Source organism: Pseudooceanicola aestuarii, from assembly GCF_010614805.1.
In the GTDB taxonomy this organism is placed as follows: domain Bacteria; phylum Pseudomonadota; class Alphaproteobacteria; order Rhodobacterales; family Rhodobacteraceae; genus Pseudooceanicola; species Pseudooceanicola aestuarii.
Genome location: NZ_JAAFZC010000001.1, coordinates 216,542 through 235,829, shown reverse-complemented (window position 1 = coordinate 235,829; position 19,288 = coordinate 216,542). Strand labels below are relative to the sequence as shown.

Here is a 19,288-nt window from a genome sequence, read left to right as displayed (position 1 = left end):
GTCGACTCAGTTGCCCTGCGGCACGGCGGTCGCCGCGACATCGCCGGTGCCGGTGGCCCGCGCACGCGCGGCGGCAAGGGTATCGCGCAGTTCGTTTTCCATCTTCTTCAACTCCTCCTCGGCAGCGGCGCGTCGGCTCTTGCCTTCGTCGGCGATTTGCAGGCTGTCCTGAATCGTACCGATCAGGTCGGCATTGGCTTGCTTGACGGCCTCGATATCGAAAACACCGCGCTCCATCTCTTCGCGGACAACCTTGTTGCTGTCACGAAGGTTCCGCGCATTGGCCGTCAGCAGCTCGTTCGTCAGGTCGTTCGCCTCACGCACGGCGGCCGCAGCTTCGGAGGAGCGCTGTATCGTCACCGCCTGTGCCAGCTGGGTTTCCCATAGCGGAACGGTGTTCACGAGCGTTGAATTGATCTTTGTCACCAATGATTTGTCGTTCTCCTGCACCAGCCGGATGGAGGGCAGGGATTGCATCGTCACCTGGCGCGTCAGCTTCAGGTCATGGACCCGTCGCTCCAGATCGTCGCGGGCGGCGCGCAGGTCGCGCAGTTGCTGGGCCTTCATTACCTGCTCACCCTCCGGCGCGGCCTCGACCTCCGCTTCCTTGGCGGGGATGTCGCTCTGGTCCAGGTCTTTCAGCTTTTCCTCGCCGGCGGCGATATACAGGGCCAATTCGTCGTAAAAGTTCAGCGTTTTCTCGTAGAGAAGGTCCAGGGATTTGATATCCTTGAGCAACTTGTGCTCATGGGTCAGCAGTTCATCGGTGACGCGGTCGATCTGGTCCTGAACCTCCTCGAACCGGGCGGTGAACTTGGCGAAAGGCGCGGCACGGCCCAGCAGTTTTTCCCAGAAGGAGCGGTCGCGCCGTACGTCGAGTTCCGAAACGGAAAACCCGCGGATCGTGGTCACGATGGAACGCAGGCTGTCCCCCGCCGGGCCCACATCCTTGTTGCGGACATCGGTCAGCATTGCCTGGGAGATCTCCTGCAATTCCGCCTGCGCGGAGGAGCCGAAGGAGACGATGGAATTGGTATCGTCCATGTCCAACTCGCCCATGCGGCGGCGGATCTCTCCGCCGACCTGGTCGTCCGCGGAATCCAGCGTCACGAGGGCATCGGCCGGAGCTGGTTCGGGCAATTCCACAGCGGCGACATCATTGACAAGTTGCGTGCTTTCCTGGGCCTTGGTGCGAACGGTCTGCGACATGGCGGTCTACTCCGATTCTGAATGCGGGCGGATGCCCTCGCGCTGAAGACGATCCCGCAGCACTTCGATTTCGATTGTCATATCCGTTGCATCATCCTGTAACATCTTTTGCGACCGGGCGGCGAAATTCTGTTCCAGATCGGTCAGGAGTGCCTCATAATCGGTCCGCGCCGCATCGCTGCGGTTGCGGCTGTAATGGCTGACGAATTTCACCGTCGCGTCGCGGGCGCCCATCAGGTAGACGCCCAGGAATTTCCGCGCCGAGGTCAGATCGCGCGGGTCGTTCTCCACCTGTTCGATCATCGCGGCGGCGGTGTCCTGGAACGCGGCGACGCGGGCGGTCAGGCGGCGATCGCGCAGCGTGTCCACGGCTTGGCCCATGTCGCGCAGGTAATCCTCGGCCTTTTCGACAACGCGGGCGACGCGGTCCTGCTGGTAGGTGTCGATCCCTTCCATGACCTTGTCGCGCAGCGGGTCGGGGCCAAAGGCCGCCAGGTGCAGTGCCGCCGCCACCAGCCCGTAGATCGCTGAGCCCAACAGATCCGTGCCATGCGCCATCCCGGCGAGAACCGTGCCCATTCCGATCAGGACAGAGCCGGCGATCTTGCGCGGCATGGCGGGGCGGCGGGCCACGGCGCGGGCGTGGTATTCCCGTTCAGCCTGCAACCCCTCACGCGTCATCCAGGCGGCGCCGGCCCAGAGCGCGGCGCCCAGCAGGCCGATGGCCAGGTTGACCGGTCCATCGTTCAGGACCGTCGCGGCCAGGACGATGGCGGGGGTGAACAACACGTTGACCCGCGCCCCGCCCGCCGCAACGGGCGCCATGCGCCGCCGGGCGCGGCCCAGTCCGCCCTTGCCGGCAGGCCCGGTCGTCTGGTCCGGGCGGTTGCGGCCATCGGGACTGAACTTGCCACCAAAGCGCTGTGCCATCACTCGCCCCCCATCCAGCCGCTGCCGACGCCGAACAGCACCGCCACAAGCAGGCCATAGGCTGTTTTCTGCAAGGCTCCGGCACGCCGTTGCGCCGTGGGCAGGGCCCGGTCGTGGTCCGCCGCGCCCCCCAGGGCGGCCAGGGCAAGGGTCGCCACCGCCACCAGGGCGGACAGGACAAGCAGAAGCAGGATCAGGCGGGACATCGATTCCTCCGATAACCGGGTCAGGCTACACCTAGGGACGATACCGCGCCAACGCTAGTGCCCGCCGCCCGCGCGCCGCTCCGCATTCAGCTTTCGGGCATAGCCGGACTGGATGATCTCCACCGCGAACAGGACGATGACGGAGAAATAGAACGTCGTCTTCGACATCGGCACAACCTCGTAGCCGAAGAACCGCAGGGCCAGCGTGTCGTCATGCATGGCATGGGCGGCGGCCTGGCCGGCCTCCCCCAAGAGGACGACACCGACGATCAGCAGGATGAACAGACCCAGGACTTCGTACATGCGGTTCTTTTCCAGAAAACGCGTGACGCCATCGGCCAGTACCAGCATGGCCAGCCCCGACAGGATGATCGCGATGGCGAGAACGGGGAAGACATCCGTGATCGCCAGGGCCGACAATACCGAATCAAAGCTGAAGATCAGGTTCATGAAGACGATCAGCATCACCACGGTCAGGGCGGATTTGCCCGATTTGGCCTCCACATCCGTATCCAGATGGTCGACGGCCAGCATGTGGCTGATTTCCTTCACCGCCGTGTAGATGATGAAGATCCCGCCCAGGACAAAGACCAGCGTGGCGAAGTTCACGCCACCGGTCAGCACGCCCTCCCAGTTGAAGACGAAGAACGGATCGGTCAACGAATCCAGCAGGCTGATCATCACGAACAGCAGGATCACCCGCAGTGCCACGGCCACGATGATGCCCCAGAACCGCACCGCGCGTTGCTGGGCGACGGGGGCGCGTTGGCTTTCGATCGAGATATAGAGCAGGTTGTCGAACCCCAGCACCGCCTGAAGGAAGCAGAGCATCAGCAGGTTACCCAGATTTTCGAAGGTCAGAAGGTCGGCCATTGCGGAACCCTTTTGCAGAACAGCGTTTGCGCACCAGATAGCGCAGCATCGGCAAAAAGGGAAAGATTTGCGGGAGAAAGCTGCCGGGGCTGGCCGCCGCGCCACGGTTGGCGGCGCGGTGGGGCGATCAGGGCAGCAGCCCCAGCCAGAACCAGATGGTCAGCAGAGACACCGAGGTGGTGATCAGTACCGAAGAGGCGGCCGTGCGCTTCGCCCGGTCGTAGATGTCCGAGAAGACATAGGCGTTGATCCCCGGCGCCACCGCCGCCGTGATCAGGGCAGAGCGGAAGGCATCGGGTGCCAGGCCTGCCTGGCTTCCAAAGATCCAGACCAGGGCGGGATGCACCGCCAGGGTGATGGCGCAGATCATCACAATCAGCCGCCAGTCGCCTTCAAGCTTGTATTGAACCAGCACGCCGCCCACGGCGAATAGCGCGGCGGGAACGGCGGCGGTGGCCATCATGTCGATCACCACACGGGCGACCTCGGGGACGGGCAGGGCGGCGAGATTGACGACAAAGCCGGCCATCAATGCGATCACCAGCGGGTTGCGCAGCACCTGCCGGCCGATCTGGCCCGCCAGCTTGGCCGCGTTCAGGCCGGTTTCGCGGGCGCGCACCAGCTCCATCGCCAGGATGCCCAGCGTGTAGCAGAACGGCGCGTGCATCGCGATGATGGCGAAATTGGCCTCCAGCGCATCGGGGCCAAAGGCGCGTTCGGTGATCGGCAGTCCCATCATCAGCGTGTTGGAGAACAGGCAGCAGAACCCGATGACCACAGCGTCCTGCGCGTTGCGTCCCAGCAGCCGCGCGCCCACCGCGCCCAGGGCAAAGCAGATCGTGGCCGCGAGGTAATAGGTCAGCAGAAGGGGGGCGTGGAATTCCTCGGAGATGTCGAACCCGCTGACCGCCCGGAACAGCAGGCAGGGAAAGGCGAACCGCTGGGTAAAGTTCATCAGCCCGCCAACCGCAGACACCGGGAAAGATCCCGTACGCGTCGCCACGTAGCCCGCGGCGATCAACAGGAAGACCGGCAGGATGACCGTCAGAAGTTGCGCCATCAGCGGGGCAGGGTGATCTGCATCCCGTCAAAGGCGGGGGTGATGTGGTCCGGCGTCTCGGCGGCGACGGTGGCGTAATCCATGTCGATATGCATGTTTGTCAGCACCGCCCGGCGCGGCGCGGCGCGGGCGATCCAGTCCAGCGATTGCGCCAGGTGCGAATGGGTGGGATGCGGATCGCGGCGCAGCGCGTCCAGAATCCAGCAATCCAGCTTGCTGACCTCGGTCCAGGCTGCATCTGTCATGGCGGCGACATCGGGCAGATAGGCCAGCCCGGCGATGCGGAACCCCAGTGCATCGATGGAACCGTGGTTGACCGCGAACGGGCGGAACGGGATGGCGCCGCCCGCGCCGGTGATCTCGAACGGGCCGTCGATGGATTTCAGGTCCAGGATGGGCGGATAGGGCGACCCCTCCGGCTGCACGAAGGCATAGCCGAACCGGTGCAGCAGGGCGCCCTGCGTATCGCCATCGGCCCAGACCGGCAGGCGGCGGCGCATGTTGAAGACGATCATCCGCAGATCGTCCAGCCCGTGCACGTGATCGGCATGGGAATGGGTGTAGACGACCCCGTCCAGCGTGCCGATGCCGGCGGTCAGCAGCTGGGCGCGCATGTCGGGCGAGGTGTCGATCAGCACGCGGGTGGTGCCGGCCTCGGTCTCGCGTTCCACCAGCATGGAACAGCGGGTCCGGGTGTTGCGCGGATCCTGTGGGTCGCAATCGCCCCAGACGCCCCCCAGGCGCGGCACCCCGCCGGAAGAGCCGCAGCCCAGGATGGTGAAACGCAGTCCGCCCATCACGCGGGCGCCTGCCATTGCGCGGCCTTCCAGAACAGGCGGTCGAAATTCGCCTGTGTGCGGGCGGCGAAGGCAGCGTAGTCCAGCCCGAAGAGCTCGGCGCCGACGCGGGCGGTATGGGCGGTGTAGGCCGGCTCGTTCCGCTTGCCGCGATGGGGCGGCGGCGCGAGGTAGGGACTGTCTGTCTCCACCAGGATGCGATCCACGGGGGCGGCGGCGAAGATCTCCCGCAGTTCCGTGCTGCGCGGGAAGGCGGCGATGCCCGACATCGACAGGTAGAACCCCAGGTCCAGCGCCGCGCGCCCCAGCTCGGCCGAGGAGGAAAAGCAATGCATGACGCAGCTATAGGGCGCGTTGGCGTGTTCCTCCGCCAGGATGCGGGCCATATCGTCATCCGCGTCGCGCGAATGGATGATCAGGGGCAGACCGGTTTCGGCGGCGGCGGCGCAATGGATGCGCAGGCTGTCCTGCTGCGCCTGTGCGCTTTCGGCGGTGTAATGGTAGTCCAGCCCCGTCTCGCCCAGCCCGACGAATTTCGGATGCTGTGCCAGCGCGATCAGATCCTCGACCGTGGTGGGGGCGTGATCGGCGACCGACATCGGGTGGATGCCCGCGGCGTAGAAGACGCTGTCATGTGCCTCGGCTATGGCGCGGACTTTGGGTTCTTGCGGCAATTTCGTGCAGATCGTCACCATGCGGGTCACCCCGGCGGCATGGGCGCGGGCGATGATCTCTGCCTGCTGGCCATCGAAATCGGAAAAATCCAGGTGGCAATGGCTGTCGGTGATCCGGGGGGGCTGCGCCGCGTCAGGGGCGCTCATGTGGGGCGGGGTAGTCATGCGATCCTTCCGTGCGGCGGCAAGGCCCGGCGCGGCACGCGGTCAGCCCTGAGCCGTTTTCTGGAGCCTGAAGACCGTATCTAGGATGAGCGCGGCAGGGTCAAGGTTGACCGCCTGCCCATGGCGCAGCCGGGCGCTGACCTCCTGTGCGGCCAGGGCCCAGTCGCGCGCGTGGCGCGGGGTGGGGGCCAGCCGGGCAAAGATCTCGGCCTCGCCCGGTGCCGCCTCTGCCCCGCCACCGGGATCGCCCGCTGCCCCGCTGCGCGCCAGCCGGGACAGGGCGCGTTCGATCAGCACATGCAGCATGGCGCGGCGATCTTCGGCGCCGCGTTGGGCAGAGGCCTCGGCCAGGGCCAATGCGCGGGCGCGGTCCAGCCGGGGGAGGGAGCCGAGCAGGGCCATCACCTCCGCATAGATCTTCAGCCCGTCGAGATTGGCCAGGCGCACGGCCTCGCCGACAGACCCCGCCGCCAGCGCCGAAAGCGCGGGCGTCGTGTCCTGCGCGGCGATGCCGGCCTGGTCAAGGGCGGCGGCCATGTCCGCAGGGGTCAGCGGCGACAGGCGCAGCACCCGGCAGCGCGACCGGATCGTGGGCAACAGGCCCGAGGGATTATGCGCCACCAGCAGCAAGGTGGTCCGGGCGGGCGGTTCCTCCAGCAGCTTCAGCAGGGCGTTCGCGGCGGAGGTGTTCAGCTCGTCCGCCGCATCGACGATCACCACCCGCCGCCCGCCGTCGGCGGCCGACAGCGAGAGAAAGGATTTCAGCTTGCGCGCTTCCTCCACCGTGATTTCGGCGCGCAGGCGCTTGGTCTGGTCGTTCCAGCCGCGCCGCAGCACGAACAGCCCCGGTTCCGCACCGGCTGTCATGCGGCGTGCCACCGGGTGGTCGGCGGGGATGTGCAGGCTGTCAGGTGCGGGCGGGGGGGCATCGCCGAACAGGCCGCCGTCCTGATCGGGATCGGGGGTGGATAGGAGGAACCGGGCAATCGCCCAGGCCAGCGTCGCTTTGCCGGTGCCACGTGGCCCGGTCAGCATCCAGCCATGGTGCAACCGCCCCGAGGCGAAGGCGTCCAGGAACTCCGCCTGCGCGGCGTCCTGCCCGTGGATCACGGGCGTCTCGCGCGGGTGCGGCGCGTTGTCGACGCGGTCGGGTTCGGGACGGGTGTCATCGCTCATGCCTCTTCATGCCGCCGGGGGCGGGGGGATGTCCAGAGGGACGGTGACAGCAGCGCGCCGGAGGCGTGGCAACGGGTGGGGTGGCGGGCAGGTTGACAGCGTTGGGGGGAAGCGGGTGGCGCGGGCAGGGGGGACGCTGTCCCCCCTCTTGCGCTGCGCGCAATTCACCCCTCTGCGGTATTTCAGCCCGAAGGGGCCGGGCGCGCGATATGCGAGAGAGGTGAGCGGGCGAGGGGGATCCGGTGGCGGGCTAGCGCCCGGCGAGGAAGGTGGTCACCAGGTCCTGCACGTCGCGCGTCACGTCTTCCACCGGGCGGGCACCGTCGATCACACGCACCCGGTCCGGCGCGGCGGCGGCAAGGTCCAGAAAACCCTGGCGCATCTGCCGTTGCAGATCGGCGCCGAAGGTTTCGAACCGTTCTTCCCTGCCCTGGCGGGACAGAGCGCGGGTCAGGCCGGTTTCGGGGTCCATGTCGATCAGCACCGTCAGGTCAGGCTCGCGCCCGACCATCAGGTCGTGCAGCTGGTCCACCAACCCGCGCAGATCGCCGCGCGACAGGCCCTGGTACATACGGGTGCTGTCGGCAAACCGGTCGCAGATCACCACCTGGCCCGCGGCCAGCGCCGGCAGGATCGTGCGTTCCATGTGGTCGCGGCGCGCGGCGGTGAACAGCAGGATCTCCGTCTCCGCGGACCAGCGGTCGGGATCGCCCTCCAGCACCAGGCGGCGGATCTCCTCGGCCCCCGGGCTGCCGCCGGGTTCACGGGTCAGCACCACGTCGCGTCCGGCGGCGCGCAGGGTTTCCGCCAGGCGGCGGGCCTGGGTGGATTTTCCGGAGCCGTCGATACCCTCGAAGGAGACGAACGCCCCGCGTCGGGCGTTCGTGGGGGTCAAGAAGCGCCCTCCGGCCCTTCGTTCAGGCGGCGCACCAGGTGCAGGGCCGCAGCCTTGATCCGGGTGGCAAAGCCGCCGCGCGCCACGTCGGTGTCGGCGACCAGCTGCACCCGCGTCTCCGGGAGGTCCGTGGGGGTCAGGATCAGGGTGCCCAGCTCCTGCCCCTTGGAGATCGGGGCATGGATCGGCCCGTCAAAGACGATCTCCGCTTCCACTTCCTTGCCCGAGAGGATCGGCAACAGCGCGATCACGTTCTCCGAAGCGGCCAGGCCGACATCGCCCTGGCTGCCCATCCAGACCGGCGCGCGGGTGACGACATCGCCCTGGCGCATGATCTCGCGCTCGGCGAATTGGCGGAAGGCCCAGTTGACCAGCGCCTGCGCCTCCTCGGCACGCTCCTTGGTGCTGCTCAGCCCGGCGAAGGCGAAGACGATGCGACGGTTGCCCTGTTTGGCCGAGCCGACAAGGCCGTAGCCGGCTTCCTCGGTATGGCCGGTCTTCAGCCCGTCGGCGCCGATCCCCAGCCCCAGCAGCGGGTTGCGGTTGCGGATGTTCTGCGGCGCGCGTCCGTCGAATTCGAATTCCTGTTCGGCGAACATCGGGTAGAAGTTCGGGAAATCCTCGATCAGGTGGCGGGCCAGCAGGGCCAGGTCGCGCATCGTCATCCGATGGCCGGCCTGGGGCCAGCCGTTGGAATTGGTGAAGGTGGAGCCGGTCATGCCCATCTGCTGCGCGCGCTGCGTCATGTAGCGGGCAAACCCGGCCTCCGTCCCGTCTGGGCTGAGGGCCTCCGCGATCACGGCGCAGGCGTCATTGCCCGACAGCACGATGATGCCGCGCAGCAGGTCCTCCACCCGGACGCGGTCGGTGGTGTCCAGGAACATGGTCGACCCGCCATAGCTCATGGCGTGGCTGGAGACGGGCAGTTCCTCGTTCAGCGACAGGCGGCCGTCGCGGATCGCCTCGAAGGCGACGTAAAGCGTCATCAGCTTGGACATGGAGGCCGGCGGCACCGGCTGGTCCGCATTCTTGTCCAGCAGCACTGTGCGCGTGCCGAGGTCCATGACAAAGGCGGTCCTGGCGCGGGTGTCAAAGGCCTGCACCTGCGCGGCGCAGAGCAGGATCGCGATGGTGGCCGCGGCGGCCTGTCGGAGCGTGGAAAGCATCAAGGGCTCTCTCCCTGGCGTGGTCCAAACGTTCGGGCCGGGGCCCGGAGGGGCAATGCGGCAGGCCCGGACGACCCGGACAGCAGCCAGTTCAGGTGATAGCCGCTGCCACTGACGGGGTCCAGTGCGGCGCCTTCATCAGTTCGTGACGGCGTAGGCGTCGGCGAAACCGGCCTGCTTGATCGTCTTCAGCAGGACCGCGCGTTCGGTGGTGGAACTGGCCGGGCCGACGATGACGCGGTAGAAATCCTTGCCGCGCGAGGATTGCTTGCGCACCAGCGGGACGATCCCGCGCTGGCGCATCGCGGTGGCGGTATTCCGCGCATTCTGTTCGACGCTGAAGATCCCAAGCTGGATGAACGGCTTTTCCAAGCTGGAGGCCGGCCTGGCAGGCGTGGGCGCGGCAGGAGACCGGGCCGGTGTGCCGGCGGGCTGCTGCGTGGTCTGCACGTCGTTCGCGCTGGCGGAGGCGGTATCGGGCCCGGAGGTCGTTTCGGAGCTGTCCTTGCGCCGCAACCAGCCGAAAAGTCCCCCCTTGCGCGGGGCCTCGGCAGGGGTGGCCTGTGCGGCGGAGGCGACAGCGGTCCCGGAGGCCGCCCCGGTGGCGGCCAGCGTGGACGGGGCGGCGGCGCCGGCCCTGGCGGCGGGCTGCGCGGCCTGGCCTGCGGCGCGTTCGCCGGCGGAGGTGTCGGGCGCGGCCTCGATCGCCCGCGCCGTGGCGGCGGGGTCCAGGCGGGTTTCCTGCACCGTGTTGGCGGCGGGCAGGGCGGCGGGCGCGGTGCTGGCGGGCGCGGTCTCCACATCTGCCTGCGGGGTCACGGTTTCCCGCCGCAAGGCGGTGACGTTCAGCCGTGTCGGGGCGCCGGCCAGGATTCCAAGCGCCGCCGCCGCGTCCGAGGAAACCTGAAGCCGGGGGCCGGGGTTGTCCCGCTCGCGCCGGAACAGAGCGCCGATGACGAACTTGTCGTTGGTGGTGTTGCGGATCAGCACCCGTTCGGGATCCTGCACATCGGGATGGGCGACCCAGACGCCACCCAACGAGGGCCTGCCGTCCCACAATCCGGCCTCGGTCACCTGAAAGACTTCGGGGGCCTCGATGTCGCGTTCCACCAGCTTGGTCGCGCGCCCCACCTGCGGCTCTCCGCCATCTGCGGTTTCGGATTTCTGGAACAGCGGCAATTGGTTGTCGCCGGTGCAGCCCGCGAGGGTCAGTGCTCCGCTCAGCAGCAACGCGGCGCGCAACCCGTTGCGCCGGGCGCGGGCGGCACCACCCGTGTCGCCGCCGCGCCCTGCCAGATCGCGCGCGTCCCCTGTGCCGGAGTCCTGCATGTTCCTGCCCCTTGCCTGCTGCGGGCTGCCCCGCCGACCGATGGTTCGGTCACTGCCGTGATGCCTCGGCCCCGGATCTGCCCGAGGCGTCATTGTTTTGCGTCAGTCTAGCGCGCCGCGCGCGATCTGGAAAGGTCCGACACGTATCCCCGTCGCGAGGGGAAGCAGCGGCCCGTGCCGCGCCGGCGTGCGTCCGCACAATGCCCGCGCTCGCGCCCCGCCGCACCGGCGCAAGCAGGAGGCGACGCCACCGCTGCGCGGATGCCCTTCCAGAATCGCTCCGCCCGGATTAATCCCCGTCAGAACGGAGGAGTGGCAGAGTGGTCTAATGCACCGGTCTTGAAAACCGACGTAGGTGAAAGTCTACCGTGGGTTCGAATCCCACCTCCTCCGCCATTCCCGAACAAAAATGGGCACTACTGTAGGTCCGGTGTTTCCGGCTGCATGGGTAAGAGCTGCTGACTCGATATCTCTTTGATCTATAAGGATCTTCACGCTGTTTTCGTTGACTGTGATCTTGTCGATGACGGCGCGCAGGTACTGGCGTTTGAACTGGAGGTTACCCTCGGCGAGCTGTTTTCTGACGAAGTCGGCGAACTTCTTCACGGCCTTCTCGGTCAGTTCGGCAGTCGGCTGGAGCTCGGCCAGCGCGCGGTCCTCGGCGGCTTTGGCGAGGTTTCGTTTATCCGTGAGCTCGGCCTGCCGCTCCTTGAACGTAGGTTCGGAGGGATCGATCGCGCCTGTCTCCATTGCATCGTAGAAGCGCCTGAGCCTTTTTTCCGCCTCGTTGAGTTCGGCACGGATCCGGTCCAGATGACCGCTGTTCTCGTGGCGCCTGATCGCTTGGCGATCCATTAGATCCGAGAGCATTTTCGCGGACCCGCTGGCTTGAGAACAGGTGCGTGCTGACCGTCTCGATGATGAACTGGTCGAAGGCTTCCATGGGAACGCGCATTCCTGGGCATGTGGACTTGCCCCGGCGCCTCTCCCCGGAGCAGTTGTAGTAGCGATATTTTCCGCTCTTGCCCCTTGCGAGCTTCATGCCGGAACCACAGTGACCGCAGACAGCTACTGTCGAGAGGAGGATGTCACTGGTGGTGTCCCGCGGAGGTTTCTTCTTGGGGCTTCTTCCGCGCAGGATCCTCTGCGCCATGTCGAAGCGGTGCGCAGGAATGATCTCCGTAATCGGAACGTGGACTGCGGTATCGATGCCTGCCTTTTTTCCGTACAAGTAGTCCCCTTTGACCGCGCTGTCCGTCACCCGCTTGTGAACCATACCGATAGTCCAGTATTTTCTACGCCGGGTTCGATAACCGTTCTCGTTGAGCCAGGCTGTGATCGACTTGACACCCATGCCCGGCATGGTTGTCGTTGCCCAAAGGCGAAGGCCCGCCGGGTCACGGCGGGCCTTGGATGGTGGGTCTGCGGGTCGCGCCGGCCGCGGGCTTGGCGCGGCGGGCCGCTCAGGGGATCAGTCGGGCGACGATGGCATCGGCGGCCTCCTCCGGGGTCATCTCCGTGGTGTCGATCGTCAGCTCCGCGCCATGCGGTTCCTCGTAGGGGCTGTCGATCCCGGTGAAGTTCTTCAGCTGACCGGACCGGGCCTTGGCATAAAGGCCCTTGACGTCGCGGGCCTCGGCCACTTCCAGCGGGGTGTCCACGAAGACCTCGATGAACTCGCCCGGTTGCATCATGGAGCGGACCATCTCCCGCTCGGAGCGGAAGGGCGAGATGAAGGCCGTGATCACGATCAGCCCCGCATCGGTCATCAGGCGGGCAACCTCGCCCACGCGGCGGATATTCTCCACCCGGTCCGCCTCGGTAAAGCCCAGATCCTTGTTCAGCCCGTGGCGCACGTTGTCGCCGTCCAGCAGGAAGGTGTGGCGGTTCATCCGGGCCAGCTTTTTCTCCACCATGTTGGCAATGGTGGATTTGCCGGACCCCGACAGCCCGGTCAGCCAGACAACGGCGGGTTTCTGGTTCTTCATCGCCGCATGGCTTTCGCGGCTGATGTCGGTCGCCTGCCAATGGATGTTCTGCGCCCGGCGCAGGGCAAAGTGGATCATCCCCGCCGCGACGGTCTGGTTGGTCATCCGGTCGATCAGGATGAACCCGCCCAGATCGCGGTTTTCCGCGTAGGCGGCAAAGGGGATCTCGCGGTCGGTGGTGATATTGGCCACACCGATGGCATTCAGATCCAGCGTCTTGGTCGCCAGATGTTCCTGGGTGTTGACGTTGATCTCGTATTTCGGCGCCTGCACCGTGGCGGAAACGGTCTGGGTGCCGATCTTCATCGCATAGGCGCGGCCCGGCACCATTTCCTGTTCGTCCATCCAGATCAGCGTCGTCTCGAACTGGTCGGCCACCTCCAGGGGCGATTGCGCCGCCACGATCACCTGCCCGCGCGAACAGTCGATCTCGTCCTCCAGGGTCAGGGTGATCGCCTCGCCGGCCAGTGCGCGGCCGCGATCCCCGTCGAAGGTGACAATCCGCGCCACCTTGGATGTCTTGCCCGAGGGCAGCACCCGCACCGGATCGCCGGGCTGCACCTGGCCGCTGGCGATCAGACCGGCGAACCCGCGGAAATCCAGATCCGGCCGGTTCACCCATTGCACCGGCATCCGGAAGGGGGCAGCCTGCGGCTCGCGGGTGCTGTCGATCTCCACCGTTTCCAGATGGGGCAGCAATGCGGTGCCGTCATACCAGGGCGTATTGGCGGAGGGCGCGGTGATGTTGTCGCCCTTGTAGCCGGAGATCGGGATCGGCACGAAGGTCTCGATCCCGATGGAGCGGGCGAATTCCGTGTATTCCGCAACGATGCGGTCGAACACGACCTGATCGTAGTCAACCAGATCCATCTTGTTCACCGCCAGCACGATATTGCGGATGCCCAGCAGCTGCACGAGATAGCTGTGGCGCCGCGTCTGGGTCAGCACGCCCTTGCGCGCATCCACAAGGATCACCGCCAGATCGGCGGTAGAGGCGCCGGTGACCATGTTGCGGGTATATTGTTCGTGGCCGGGCGTGTCGGCGACGATGAACTTGCGTTTCTCCGTCGCGAAGAACCGATAGGCCACGTCGATGGTGATGCCCTGTTCGCGCTCGGCCGCCAGCCCGTCCACCAGCAGGGCGAAATCGATCTCCTGCCCCTGGGTGCCGACCTTCTTGCTGTCGGCTTCCAGCGTGGCGAGCTGATCCTCGAAGATCATCTTGCTGTCGTACAGCAGCCGCCCGATCAACGTGGACTTGCCGTCATCCACCGATCCGCAGGTGATGAAGCGCAGCATCGTCTTGTGCTGGTGAAGGTCGAGATAGGCGTCGATATCCTCGGCGATCAGCGCCTCGGTCTGGTAGATCGCGTCGTCTTGGGCGGGGGTCTTGTCGGTCGTCATGGGGTCACCTGGAAATCTGGAAGGGCCGGGAAGGGGGCAGGGCGATCAGAAGTATCCGTCCTGCTTCTTCTTCTCCATGGAGGCAGCCTGATCATGGTCGATCGCGCGGCCCTGGCGTTCGGAGGTGGTGGTCAGCAGGGTTTCCTGGATGACCTCGGGCAGGGTGGTGGCGGTGCTTTCCACCGCGCCGGTCAGAGGGTAGCAGCCCAGCGTGCGGAACCGGACAGAGCGCATCTGCGGCGTCTCCCCCTCGCGCAACGGGAATCTGCCGTCATCGACCATCAGCAACATGCCGTCGCGGGTCACCGTGGGACGGGGCGCGGCGAAATACAGCGGCACGATCTCGATCCCCTCCAGATGGATGTATTGCCAGATGTCCAGCTCCGTCCAGTTTGAGATGGGGAAGACGCGCATCGATTCCCCCTTGGCCTTGCGGGCATTGTACAGGCGCCACAATTCGGGGCGCTGGTTCTTGGGATCCCAGCGGTGCGAGGCGGTGCGAAAAGAGAACACCCGCTCCTTGGCGCGGGATTTTTCCTCGTCCCGGCGGGCGCCGCCAAAGGCGGCGTCGAACCCGTGCAGGTCCAACGCCTGTTTCAGCCCCTCGGTTTTCCACATGTCGGTATGCAGAGAGCCGTGATCGAACGGGTTGATGCCCTGCGCCTTGGCTTCGGGGTTCTGGTGCACGATCAGCTCCATCCCGGCCTCGCGCGCGGCGCGGTCGCGCAGCTGGTACATGGCCTGGAACTTCCAGGTCGTGTCCACATGCATCAGCGGAAAGGGCGGCGGCGCGGGAAAGAACGCCTTTTTCGCCAGATGCAGCATGACCGCGCTGTCCTTGCCCACGGAATAGAGCATGACAGGGTTCTCGGCCTCGGCTGCCACTTCGCGCAGGATGTGGATGCTTTCGGCTTCGAGGCGCTGAAGATGGGTGAGGGGTTTCGCGGTCATGCTCGAATCATCTCTTGCTGAGGGGGTTTCGCCTAGCTAAGGCGCGGCGCCTCTTGGCGAACCTCCCAAATGGGAGGTATGCTGCCCGCATGGCACATGTGGATGAACAGACGGCCCTGATCCGGGCGCTTTTCGCGGCTGCCGCAGGAGGCGCGACGGAGTGCGAGGCGGCCGATGGTGGCGACAGTGCGGTCGCCGGGGCGCCCTGGCAGGACATGTTGCAGCGGCTGCGACAGGTGACCCGAGCGGATGGCGCCGCGCTGTGGCTGGATCCCGCGCGGGGGCGCGGCCCCTCCTGGGTCCACGGCACGATGGCCGGGCCGGAGGCCGCGATTCGCCGCAGCCTGCGGTTCGATCGGGTTTATGGCGCCGACGAACTGCCCGGCGATCCGGGCGATGCGGGGGCCCTGCGCGTGGTCAAGGCGCGGGCGGGCACGCATCTTCAGGCGACGTTGGGCATCGCGCGGCAGTCGCACCGGCAGGATTTTCGCAGTGCCGACGGGCAGCAGCTGAACGCGCTGGCGCCGTTTCTCGGGCAGGCGGCAGAGATCTGGGCCCGGCATCAGGCCGCCCGCGAGCGGGCCGCGCGCGACGCCGGGCTCGCCGCCGGGCTGGGGGCCGGGTGGCTGCTGCTGGATGCGACAGGGCTGATCCTGGACCTGTCGCCTGCCGCCCGCACCTGGGGTGCGGCGCTGGGTCTGCAACTGGCCGCGCGGCGGCGGCTGGATCTGGCAGATGGAGCGCGGGCGCTGGCGCTGCGCGGCGGCCTGACGGCCTGCCTGGCGGGGGAGGGGCCGGTGCCCCTGACCCTGTCGCGCGATCCGCTGGTCGAACTGGTCCTGACCCGCGACCCCGGCCCGGGGGACGCGGCGATCCTGGCTCGCCTGCGCCATTCCATGCCTTGTGCCGCGATTCCGCCCGCAAGGATCGCCCGCCATTTCGCCTTGACCCTCAGCGAAGCCAGGCTGACCGCGCTGATCTGCGACGGCCATTCCCTGCGCGACGCGGCCCACCGCCTGGGCTGGACCGAAGCCACGGCCCGCACCTGTTCAAAGGCGATCTTTGCCCGGCTGGGCGTGTCCGGTCAGCCCGGCCTGGTGCGGCGCGTCTTGTCCGGTGCCCTGTGGCTGGAGGCGTGAGCGCGCGACAAAATCGGGCAGGGGCGGCGGGGAATGGCCGGATCGTCATCGAACTGCAATGTCGCTGTGGACCTTTGGTCGGCGGCAATGACAGAAGAAACTGCGAAAGATGGGGGCTTGCATGAGCGAGATACAGACGGCGGAGCATCTGGCAGAGCGGCCGCAGGAAACCTGGTTCCTGGCGCAGCTCAAACCCAATTGCGCCGCGATCGCCGACAAGAACCTGACCCGGCAGGGCTTTGCGACCTTCCTGCCGATGGAGGAAGAGACCCGCCAACGCTCCGGGCGCTTTGTCACCGCGCGCAGGCCGTTGTTTCCGGGATATATCTTCGTGGCTTTCGACGTGGCGCAGGGCGTGTGGCGCAAGGTGAACTCAACCTACGGGGTGACGCGGCTGATCAGTTTCGGCGGCGGCCCGGCACCGGTGCCCGCCGATCTGGTCGCAGGGTTGAAGGCGCGTTGTGACGACACCGGCCAGCTGGTCCCCGACGCCACGCCGCAGCCCGGCGACACGGTGCGCGTGACCCATGGGCCCTTTGCCGATTTCGTGGCGCGGGTCGAATCGATCGCCAAGGATCAGCGCGTCTGGGTGCTGATGGACCTGATGGGCGGAGAGACCCGCGTGGCGGTGAATCCGCGCCACCTGCGCGCCGGATGACCGACCGGTGCGGGCAGGGTGAGGGCGGAAGGTTCGGGCGCAGGTCGCCCCTCCTCCGCACCGCCTGCCTGCCTGCCTGCCGGAATGGCGCACACCCGCATGGCAGCTACAGGCTAGTCCTTCGTCGCGGAATCGTCTTCGGATAGCAGGGCGGACAGGTCCATCCCGCGTTTCTCGGCGGCCTGGCGCACCGCCTGCCGCAGGGCAGGGCTGCGGCGCAGGAACCGGCGAAAGCGGAATTCGTCCAGTACCAGGAAGGTCGTCGGCGCGATGGTGCGGACCTCCGTCCGGCGGGGTTTCTGCATCAGCACGGCCATCTGGCCGAACATCTCCCCCTGACCAAGCCGCCAGGTCTGGCCCGCCGTCTCCAGCTCCACGGCGCCGGAGGCCACGAAATAAACGCTGCGCGCCGGATGGTCCTTGCGCAGGATGACATCGCCCGCATCGGCGAATTGCGCCACCAGCGCACGGCCCAGGCGTTTGCGCGTCGTCTCGTCCAGGTCGGCGAACAGTGGCAGGCGTTGCACCAGTTCCGCCCGGCGCAGGGTCAGGTCCAGCGGCGGGCGGCCTTCGGCGGCGGCGCGCCGCGCGCCGAGATCCTGCAACAGGACGGTGTGCAGTTCCGCGCCGATCAGCCCGTCCTCGCGCATGGCACCGTATTCGGCCTCCTCCAGGCGCAGGGCGGTGCGGCGCAGGAAACGGCGCTCCAGCTCCTCGGCATAGCCCGGATATTGCAGGCGCAGGCCTTCCAGCGCGGTTTCCATCCGTTCCACCCGGCGCGACAGCAGCTCTTGCAGCAGATCGGTGACGCGGCGGCCATGGATGCGGCGCAGACGTTGGTCGAGGAACCGCCCCAGGTCGCGTAAGATCAACCGTTGCGTCAGCAGCAATTCGAACCGGTCCGCCGTGACCCGCGCCAGGGGGGCGGAAATTCGCAGCCGGTTGCGCAGCCAGACCGCGATGCGAAACGTCGGGCCGTAGCCGATCGCCCGGCGCGCCGCGCGGTTGTAGCCCGATCGCCCGCCGGAGCGTGCCGCCTCGATCAGGCGGTCACTGTCGGACAGGATCTGTTCCGCCAACCGGGCCGAGATCATGCGGTCCCGCACCCGCGCCAGGATGGTGTCCCGCTCCGCCCCGGCCAGCGCGATCAGGCCCAGGGTGATGCGGTCGCGGTCCAGGATTTCGCCACCGTCCTCCGCCGCCTTGACCGCCGCTTCAAGGGTGTCGCCGAATTGCTTGGCCTCGGCGCGGACGATGTCGCGGGACAATTCGTAATTCTCCGCCGTGCGGGAGACATCGGCCCGCACCGTCTGCAAGGCCACGGCGACGACCTGCCGCGCCAACGCGCGGTCGATGGGCGACAGCCGGTCCAGTCCCAGCCAGCGGATCACGCTGCGCAGCGTCGTCCCCTGTACCAGCAGCGTGAACAGGGCAAAGCCGGTGGCCAGGATGCCGACCAGCCGCTTGACCTCCAGCGGGACGCGGACGCTTTCGGTCACGGCCAGGGCCAGCGCCAGCGTGACGGCGCCCCGCAGGCCGCCCCACAGGATCGCCACCCGGTAGGGCCGTTCCACCACCGGCGACAGGCGGGTCACCGACAGCAGGGGCATCAGCCCGAACAGGATCAGCCCGCGCGCCGCGATGGCGGCCGCGACGACCACGCCGATCAGGCCAAGGTCGGTGAGGCGGATCTCCTCCATCAGGCGGGGGATCAGCAGCGCGGCCAGGATGAAGATCAGGGCGCCGCCCCAATGGGCGAGCAAATCCCAGACCTCCCGCAGCTGGGTCCAGGCTTGCGGCGGCAGGCGCCCCGGCGCAGTCAGGTTCAACGTCAGCCCCGCCGCAACCACGGCGATCACGCCCGAGGCGCCGATGCTTTGTTCCGCGCCGATATAGGCCAGATAGGGCAGCGCCACCGAGATCGAGATCTGCGCCAGCACGTAGCGTTCGAACAACGCCATCACCCAGACCGCCAGCCGTGCCGCGACCCAGCCGGTGACCGCGCCGCCGCCGATCAGCAACGGGAATTGCGCCAGCGCATCGCCCAGGGCGGGGTTGGGCACGCCCAGCATGACAAAGCTCATGAACAGGCCGAACAACGCGATGGCGGCGGCGTCGTTCAGCAGGCTTTCGCCTTCGATGATGCGCGCCAGCCTCTGCGGGGCCGAGATCGAGCGGAAGATGCTGACCACCGCCGAGGGGTCAGTGGTCGACACGATGGCGCCGATCAACAGGCAGGCCGCCAGCGGGAGCGGGCTGACAAGCGCCAGCGCATAGCCCACCACCAGCGTGGCCACCACCACGGCCACCACCGCCAGCACCAGGATCGGCACCCAGTCGTCCAGCATCCGCCGCAGGTTCATGCCCAGCGTTGCCTGGAAGATCAGGGTGGGCAGGAAGACGTAGAGGAACACATTCGAGCGGATCGGCAAGCCAAGGATCGCTTCGGCCACCGGGTTCAGCGCATCGGTCAGATCCGTCCGCAGGAAAAAGATCGCCCCGGCGCCGATCAGGATGCCCAACAGCGCCAGGATCACGCTATAGGGTAGCCGCAACCGGGCCGCCAGCGGCTCGGCCGCGCCGATGACCAGAAACAGCGACGCGATGACAGCAGTGATCAGAACGATATCCATATGGGGCAGATAGCGTGTCACCCGCGCGCATGGAA

The 19,288-nt window shown here is 67.1% G+C and carries 17 protein-coding genes, 1 tRNA gene and 1 pseudogene; 3 read left to right on the top strand and 16 right to left on the bottom strand.

The genetic code is table 11. The features are described 5' to 3' along the window. Positions 1–6: 6 nt before the first annotated feature. The 11 genes from G5A46_RS01030 to G5A46_RS00980 all read right to left on the bottom strand — a co-directional run bounded on the left by G5A46_RS01030 (position 7) and on the right by G5A46_RS00980 (position 10,480). Positions 7–1,209, bottom strand: a complete 1,203-nt coding sequence (locus G5A46_RS01030) for a toxic anion resistance protein (RefSeq protein WP_163846466.1) — start codon at positions 1,207–1,209, stop codon at positions 7–9. A gap of 6 nt (positions 1,210–1,215) precedes the next feature. After that, complete coding sequence (locus G5A46_RS01025) at positions 1,216–2,139, bottom strand: 5-bromo-4-chloroindolyl phosphate hydrolysis family protein (protein ID WP_163846464.1); 924 nt, start codon at positions 2,137–2,139, stop codon at positions 1,216–1,218. After that, positions 2,139–2,345 carry a hypothetical protein gene (locus G5A46_RS01020; RefSeq protein ID WP_163846462.1) on the bottom strand — a complete coding sequence of 69 codons (207 nt, stop codon included), beginning with the start codon at positions 2,343–2,345 and terminating at the stop codon, positions 2,139–2,141. Before G5A46_RS01020 ends, G5A46_RS01025 begins: the two co-directional genes overlap by 1 nt. A gap of 54 nt (positions 2,346–2,399) precedes the next feature. Next, the gene (locus G5A46_RS01015) at positions 2,400–3,218 is read right to left on the bottom strand and encodes a TerC family protein (RefSeq protein WP_163846460.1); all 819 of its coding nucleotides are present in this window, start codon (positions 3,216–3,218) and stop codon (positions 2,400–2,402) included. Positions 3,219–3,345: 127 nt separating this feature from the next. Next, a complete protein-coding gene (locus G5A46_RS01010; protein WP_163846459.1) occupies positions 3,346–4,278 on the bottom strand; it encodes an AEC family transporter in 933 nt (310 codons plus the stop codon). Next, positions 4,278–5,075, bottom strand: coding sequence for an MBL fold metallo-hydrolase (locus G5A46_RS01005; RefSeq protein WP_163849821.1), 798 nt, complete (start codon positions 5,073–5,075; stop codon positions 4,278–4,280). Before G5A46_RS01005 ends, G5A46_RS01010 begins: the two co-directional genes overlap by 1 nt. Next, a complete protein-coding gene (locus G5A46_RS01000) occupies positions 5,075–5,914 on the bottom strand; it encodes a TatD family hydrolase (RefSeq protein ID WP_239520554.1) in 840 nt (279 codons plus the stop codon). The genes G5A46_RS01005 and G5A46_RS01000 overlap by 1 nt, the downstream gene beginning before the upstream one ends. Before the next feature lie 42 nt (positions 5,915–5,956). Then, complete coding sequence (locus tag G5A46_RS00995) at positions 5,957–7,090, bottom strand: DNA polymerase III subunit delta' (protein ID WP_163846458.1); 1,134 nt, start codon at positions 7,088–7,090, stop codon at positions 5,957–5,959. A gap of 250 nt (positions 7,091–7,340) precedes the next feature. Continuing rightward, complete coding sequence (gene tmk / locus G5A46_RS00990) at positions 7,341–7,985, bottom strand: dTMP kinase (RefSeq protein WP_163846457.1); 645 nt, start codon at positions 7,983–7,985, stop codon at positions 7,341–7,343. Next, positions 7,982–9,151: a D-alanyl-D-alanine carboxypeptidase family protein gene (locus G5A46_RS00985; protein ID WP_163846456.1), complete on the bottom strand. Its 1,170-nt coding sequence runs from the start codon at positions 9,149–9,151 to the stop codon at positions 7,982–7,984. The genes tmk and G5A46_RS00985 overlap by 4 nt, the downstream gene beginning before the upstream one ends. A 138-nt stretch (positions 9,152–9,289) precedes the next feature. Then, on the bottom strand, positions 9,290–10,480 hold the full coding sequence (locus G5A46_RS00980; protein WP_163846455.1) for an SPOR domain-containing protein: 1,191 nt from the start codon (positions 10,478–10,480) through the stop codon (positions 9,290–9,292). 306 nt (positions 10,481–10,786) lie between these two features. On the opposite strand from G5A46_RS00980, the gene G5A46_RS00975 reads away from it, so the two are divergent. Further along, positions 10,787–10,876: transfer RNA gene (locus G5A46_RS00975), tRNA-Ser, on the top strand. On the opposite strand, the gene G5A46_RS00970 is transcribed toward G5A46_RS00975, so the two are convergent. From G5A46_RS00970 to cysD, 4 genes and pseudogenes are all read right to left on the bottom strand, one after another. Next, on the bottom strand, positions 10,844–11,335 hold the full coding sequence (locus G5A46_RS00970; protein ID WP_239520553.1) for a hypothetical protein: 492 nt from the start codon (positions 11,333–11,335) through the stop codon (positions 10,844–10,846). The genes G5A46_RS00975 and G5A46_RS00970 overlap by 33 nt on opposite strands. A gap of 64 nt (positions 11,336–11,399) precedes the next feature. Then, positions 11,400–11,834, bottom strand: a pseudogene (locus G5A46_RS19925) (recombinase zinc beta ribbon domain-containing protein); the annotation flags it as partial. 109 nt (positions 11,835–11,943) lie between these two features. Next, positions 11,944–13,872 carry a sulfate adenylyltransferase subunit CysN gene (gene cysN, locus G5A46_RS00960; RefSeq protein ID WP_163846451.1) on the bottom strand — a complete coding sequence of 643 codons (1,929 nt, stop codon included), beginning with the start codon at positions 13,870–13,872 and terminating at the stop codon, positions 11,944–11,946. Positions 13,873–13,917: 45 nt separating this feature from the next. After that, entirely contained in the window at positions 13,918–14,823 is a 906-nt protein-coding gene (gene cysD / locus G5A46_RS00955) for a sulfate adenylyltransferase subunit CysD (RefSeq protein WP_163846449.1), read from the bottom strand. An 89-nt stretch (positions 14,824–14,912) separates the two neighbouring features. On the opposite strand from cysD, the gene G5A46_RS00950 reads away from it, so the two are divergent. Both G5A46_RS00950 and nusG read left to right on the top strand, forming a co-directional pair. Beyond that, positions 14,913–15,962, top strand: a complete 1,050-nt coding sequence (locus tag G5A46_RS00950) for a helix-turn-helix transcriptional regulator (RefSeq protein WP_163846447.1) — start codon at positions 14,913–14,915, stop codon at positions 15,960–15,962. 121 nt (positions 15,963–16,083) lie between these two features. Then, positions 16,084–16,620, top strand: a complete 537-nt coding sequence (nusG, locus tag G5A46_RS00945) for a transcription termination/antitermination protein NusG (protein WP_163846445.1) — start codon at positions 16,084–16,086, stop codon at positions 16,618–16,620. A 113-nt stretch (positions 16,621–16,733) separates the two neighbouring features. Here the strand turns inward: nusG and G5A46_RS00940 are convergent, their stop codons facing one another. Next, positions 16,734–19,253 (bottom strand): cation:proton antiporter, encoded by a 2,520-nt coding sequence (locus G5A46_RS00940; protein ID WP_163849819.1) that lies wholly within the window; start codon positions 19,251–19,253, stop codon positions 16,734–16,736. Between the last annotated feature and the right edge of the window lie 35 nt (positions 19,254–19,288).

Excerpts from the sequence above, each read along its gene's own strand:
- G5A46_RS01000 (WP_239520554.1), bottom strand. The coding sequence starts at position 5,914 with ATGACTACCCCGCCCCACATGAGCGCCCCTGACGCGGCGCAGCCCCCC.
- G5A46_RS01020 (WP_163846462.1), bottom strand. The coding sequence starts at position 2,345 with ATGTCCCGCCTGATCCTGCTTCTGCTTGTCCTGTCCGCCCTGGTGGCG.
- G5A46_RS01005 (WP_163849821.1), bottom strand. The coding sequence starts at position 5,075 with ATGGGCGGACTGCGTTTCACCATCCTGGGCTGCGGCTCTTCCGGCGGG.
- G5A46_RS00940 (WP_163849819.1), bottom strand. The coding sequence starts at position 19,253 with ATGGATATCGTTCTGATCACTGCTGTCATCGCGTCGCTGTTTCTGGTC.
- cysD (WP_163846449.1), bottom strand. The coding sequence starts at position 14,823 with ATGACCGCGAAACCCCTCACCCATCTTCAGCGCCTCGAAGCCGAAAGC.
- cysN (WP_163846451.1), bottom strand. The coding sequence starts at position 13,872 with ATGACGACCGACAAGACCCCCGCCCAAGACGACGCGATCTACCAGACC.
- G5A46_RS01030 (WP_163846466.1), bottom strand. The coding sequence starts at position 1,209 with ATGTCGCAGACCGTTCGCACCAAGGCCCAGGAAAGCACGCAACTTGTC.
- G5A46_RS00950 (WP_163846447.1), top strand. The coding sequence starts at position 14,913 with ATGGCACATGTGGATGAACAGACGGCCCTGATCCGGGCGCTTTTCGCG.
- G5A46_RS00980 (WP_163846455.1), bottom strand. The coding sequence starts at position 10,480 with ATGCAGGACTCCGGCACAGGGGACGCGCGCGATCTGGCAGGGCGCGGC.
- G5A46_RS00970 (WP_239520553.1), bottom strand. The coding sequence starts at position 11,335 with ATGGATCGCCAAGCGATCAGGCGCCACGAGAACAGCGGTCATCTGGAC.
- nusG (WP_163846445.1), top strand. The coding sequence starts at position 16,084 with ATGAGCGAGATACAGACGGCGGAGCATCTGGCAGAGCGGCCGCAGGAA.
- G5A46_RS01025 (WP_163846464.1), bottom strand. The coding sequence starts at position 2,139 with ATGGCACAGCGCTTTGGTGGCAAGTTCAGTCCCGATGGCCGCAACCGC.
- G5A46_RS01010 (WP_163846459.1), bottom strand. The coding sequence starts at position 4,278 with ATGGCGCAACTTCTGACGGTCATCCTGCCGGTCTTCCTGTTGATCGCC.
- G5A46_RS00995 (WP_163846458.1), bottom strand. The coding sequence starts at position 7,090 with ATGAGCGATGACACCCGTCCCGAACCCGACCGCGTCGACAACGCGCCG.
- G5A46_RS00985 (WP_163846456.1), bottom strand. The coding sequence starts at position 9,151 with ATGCTTTCCACGCTCCGACAGGCCGCCGCGGCCACCATCGCGATCCTG.
- G5A46_RS01015 (WP_163846460.1), bottom strand. The coding sequence starts at position 3,218 with ATGGCCGACCTTCTGACCTTCGAAAATCTGGGTAACCTGCTGATGCTC.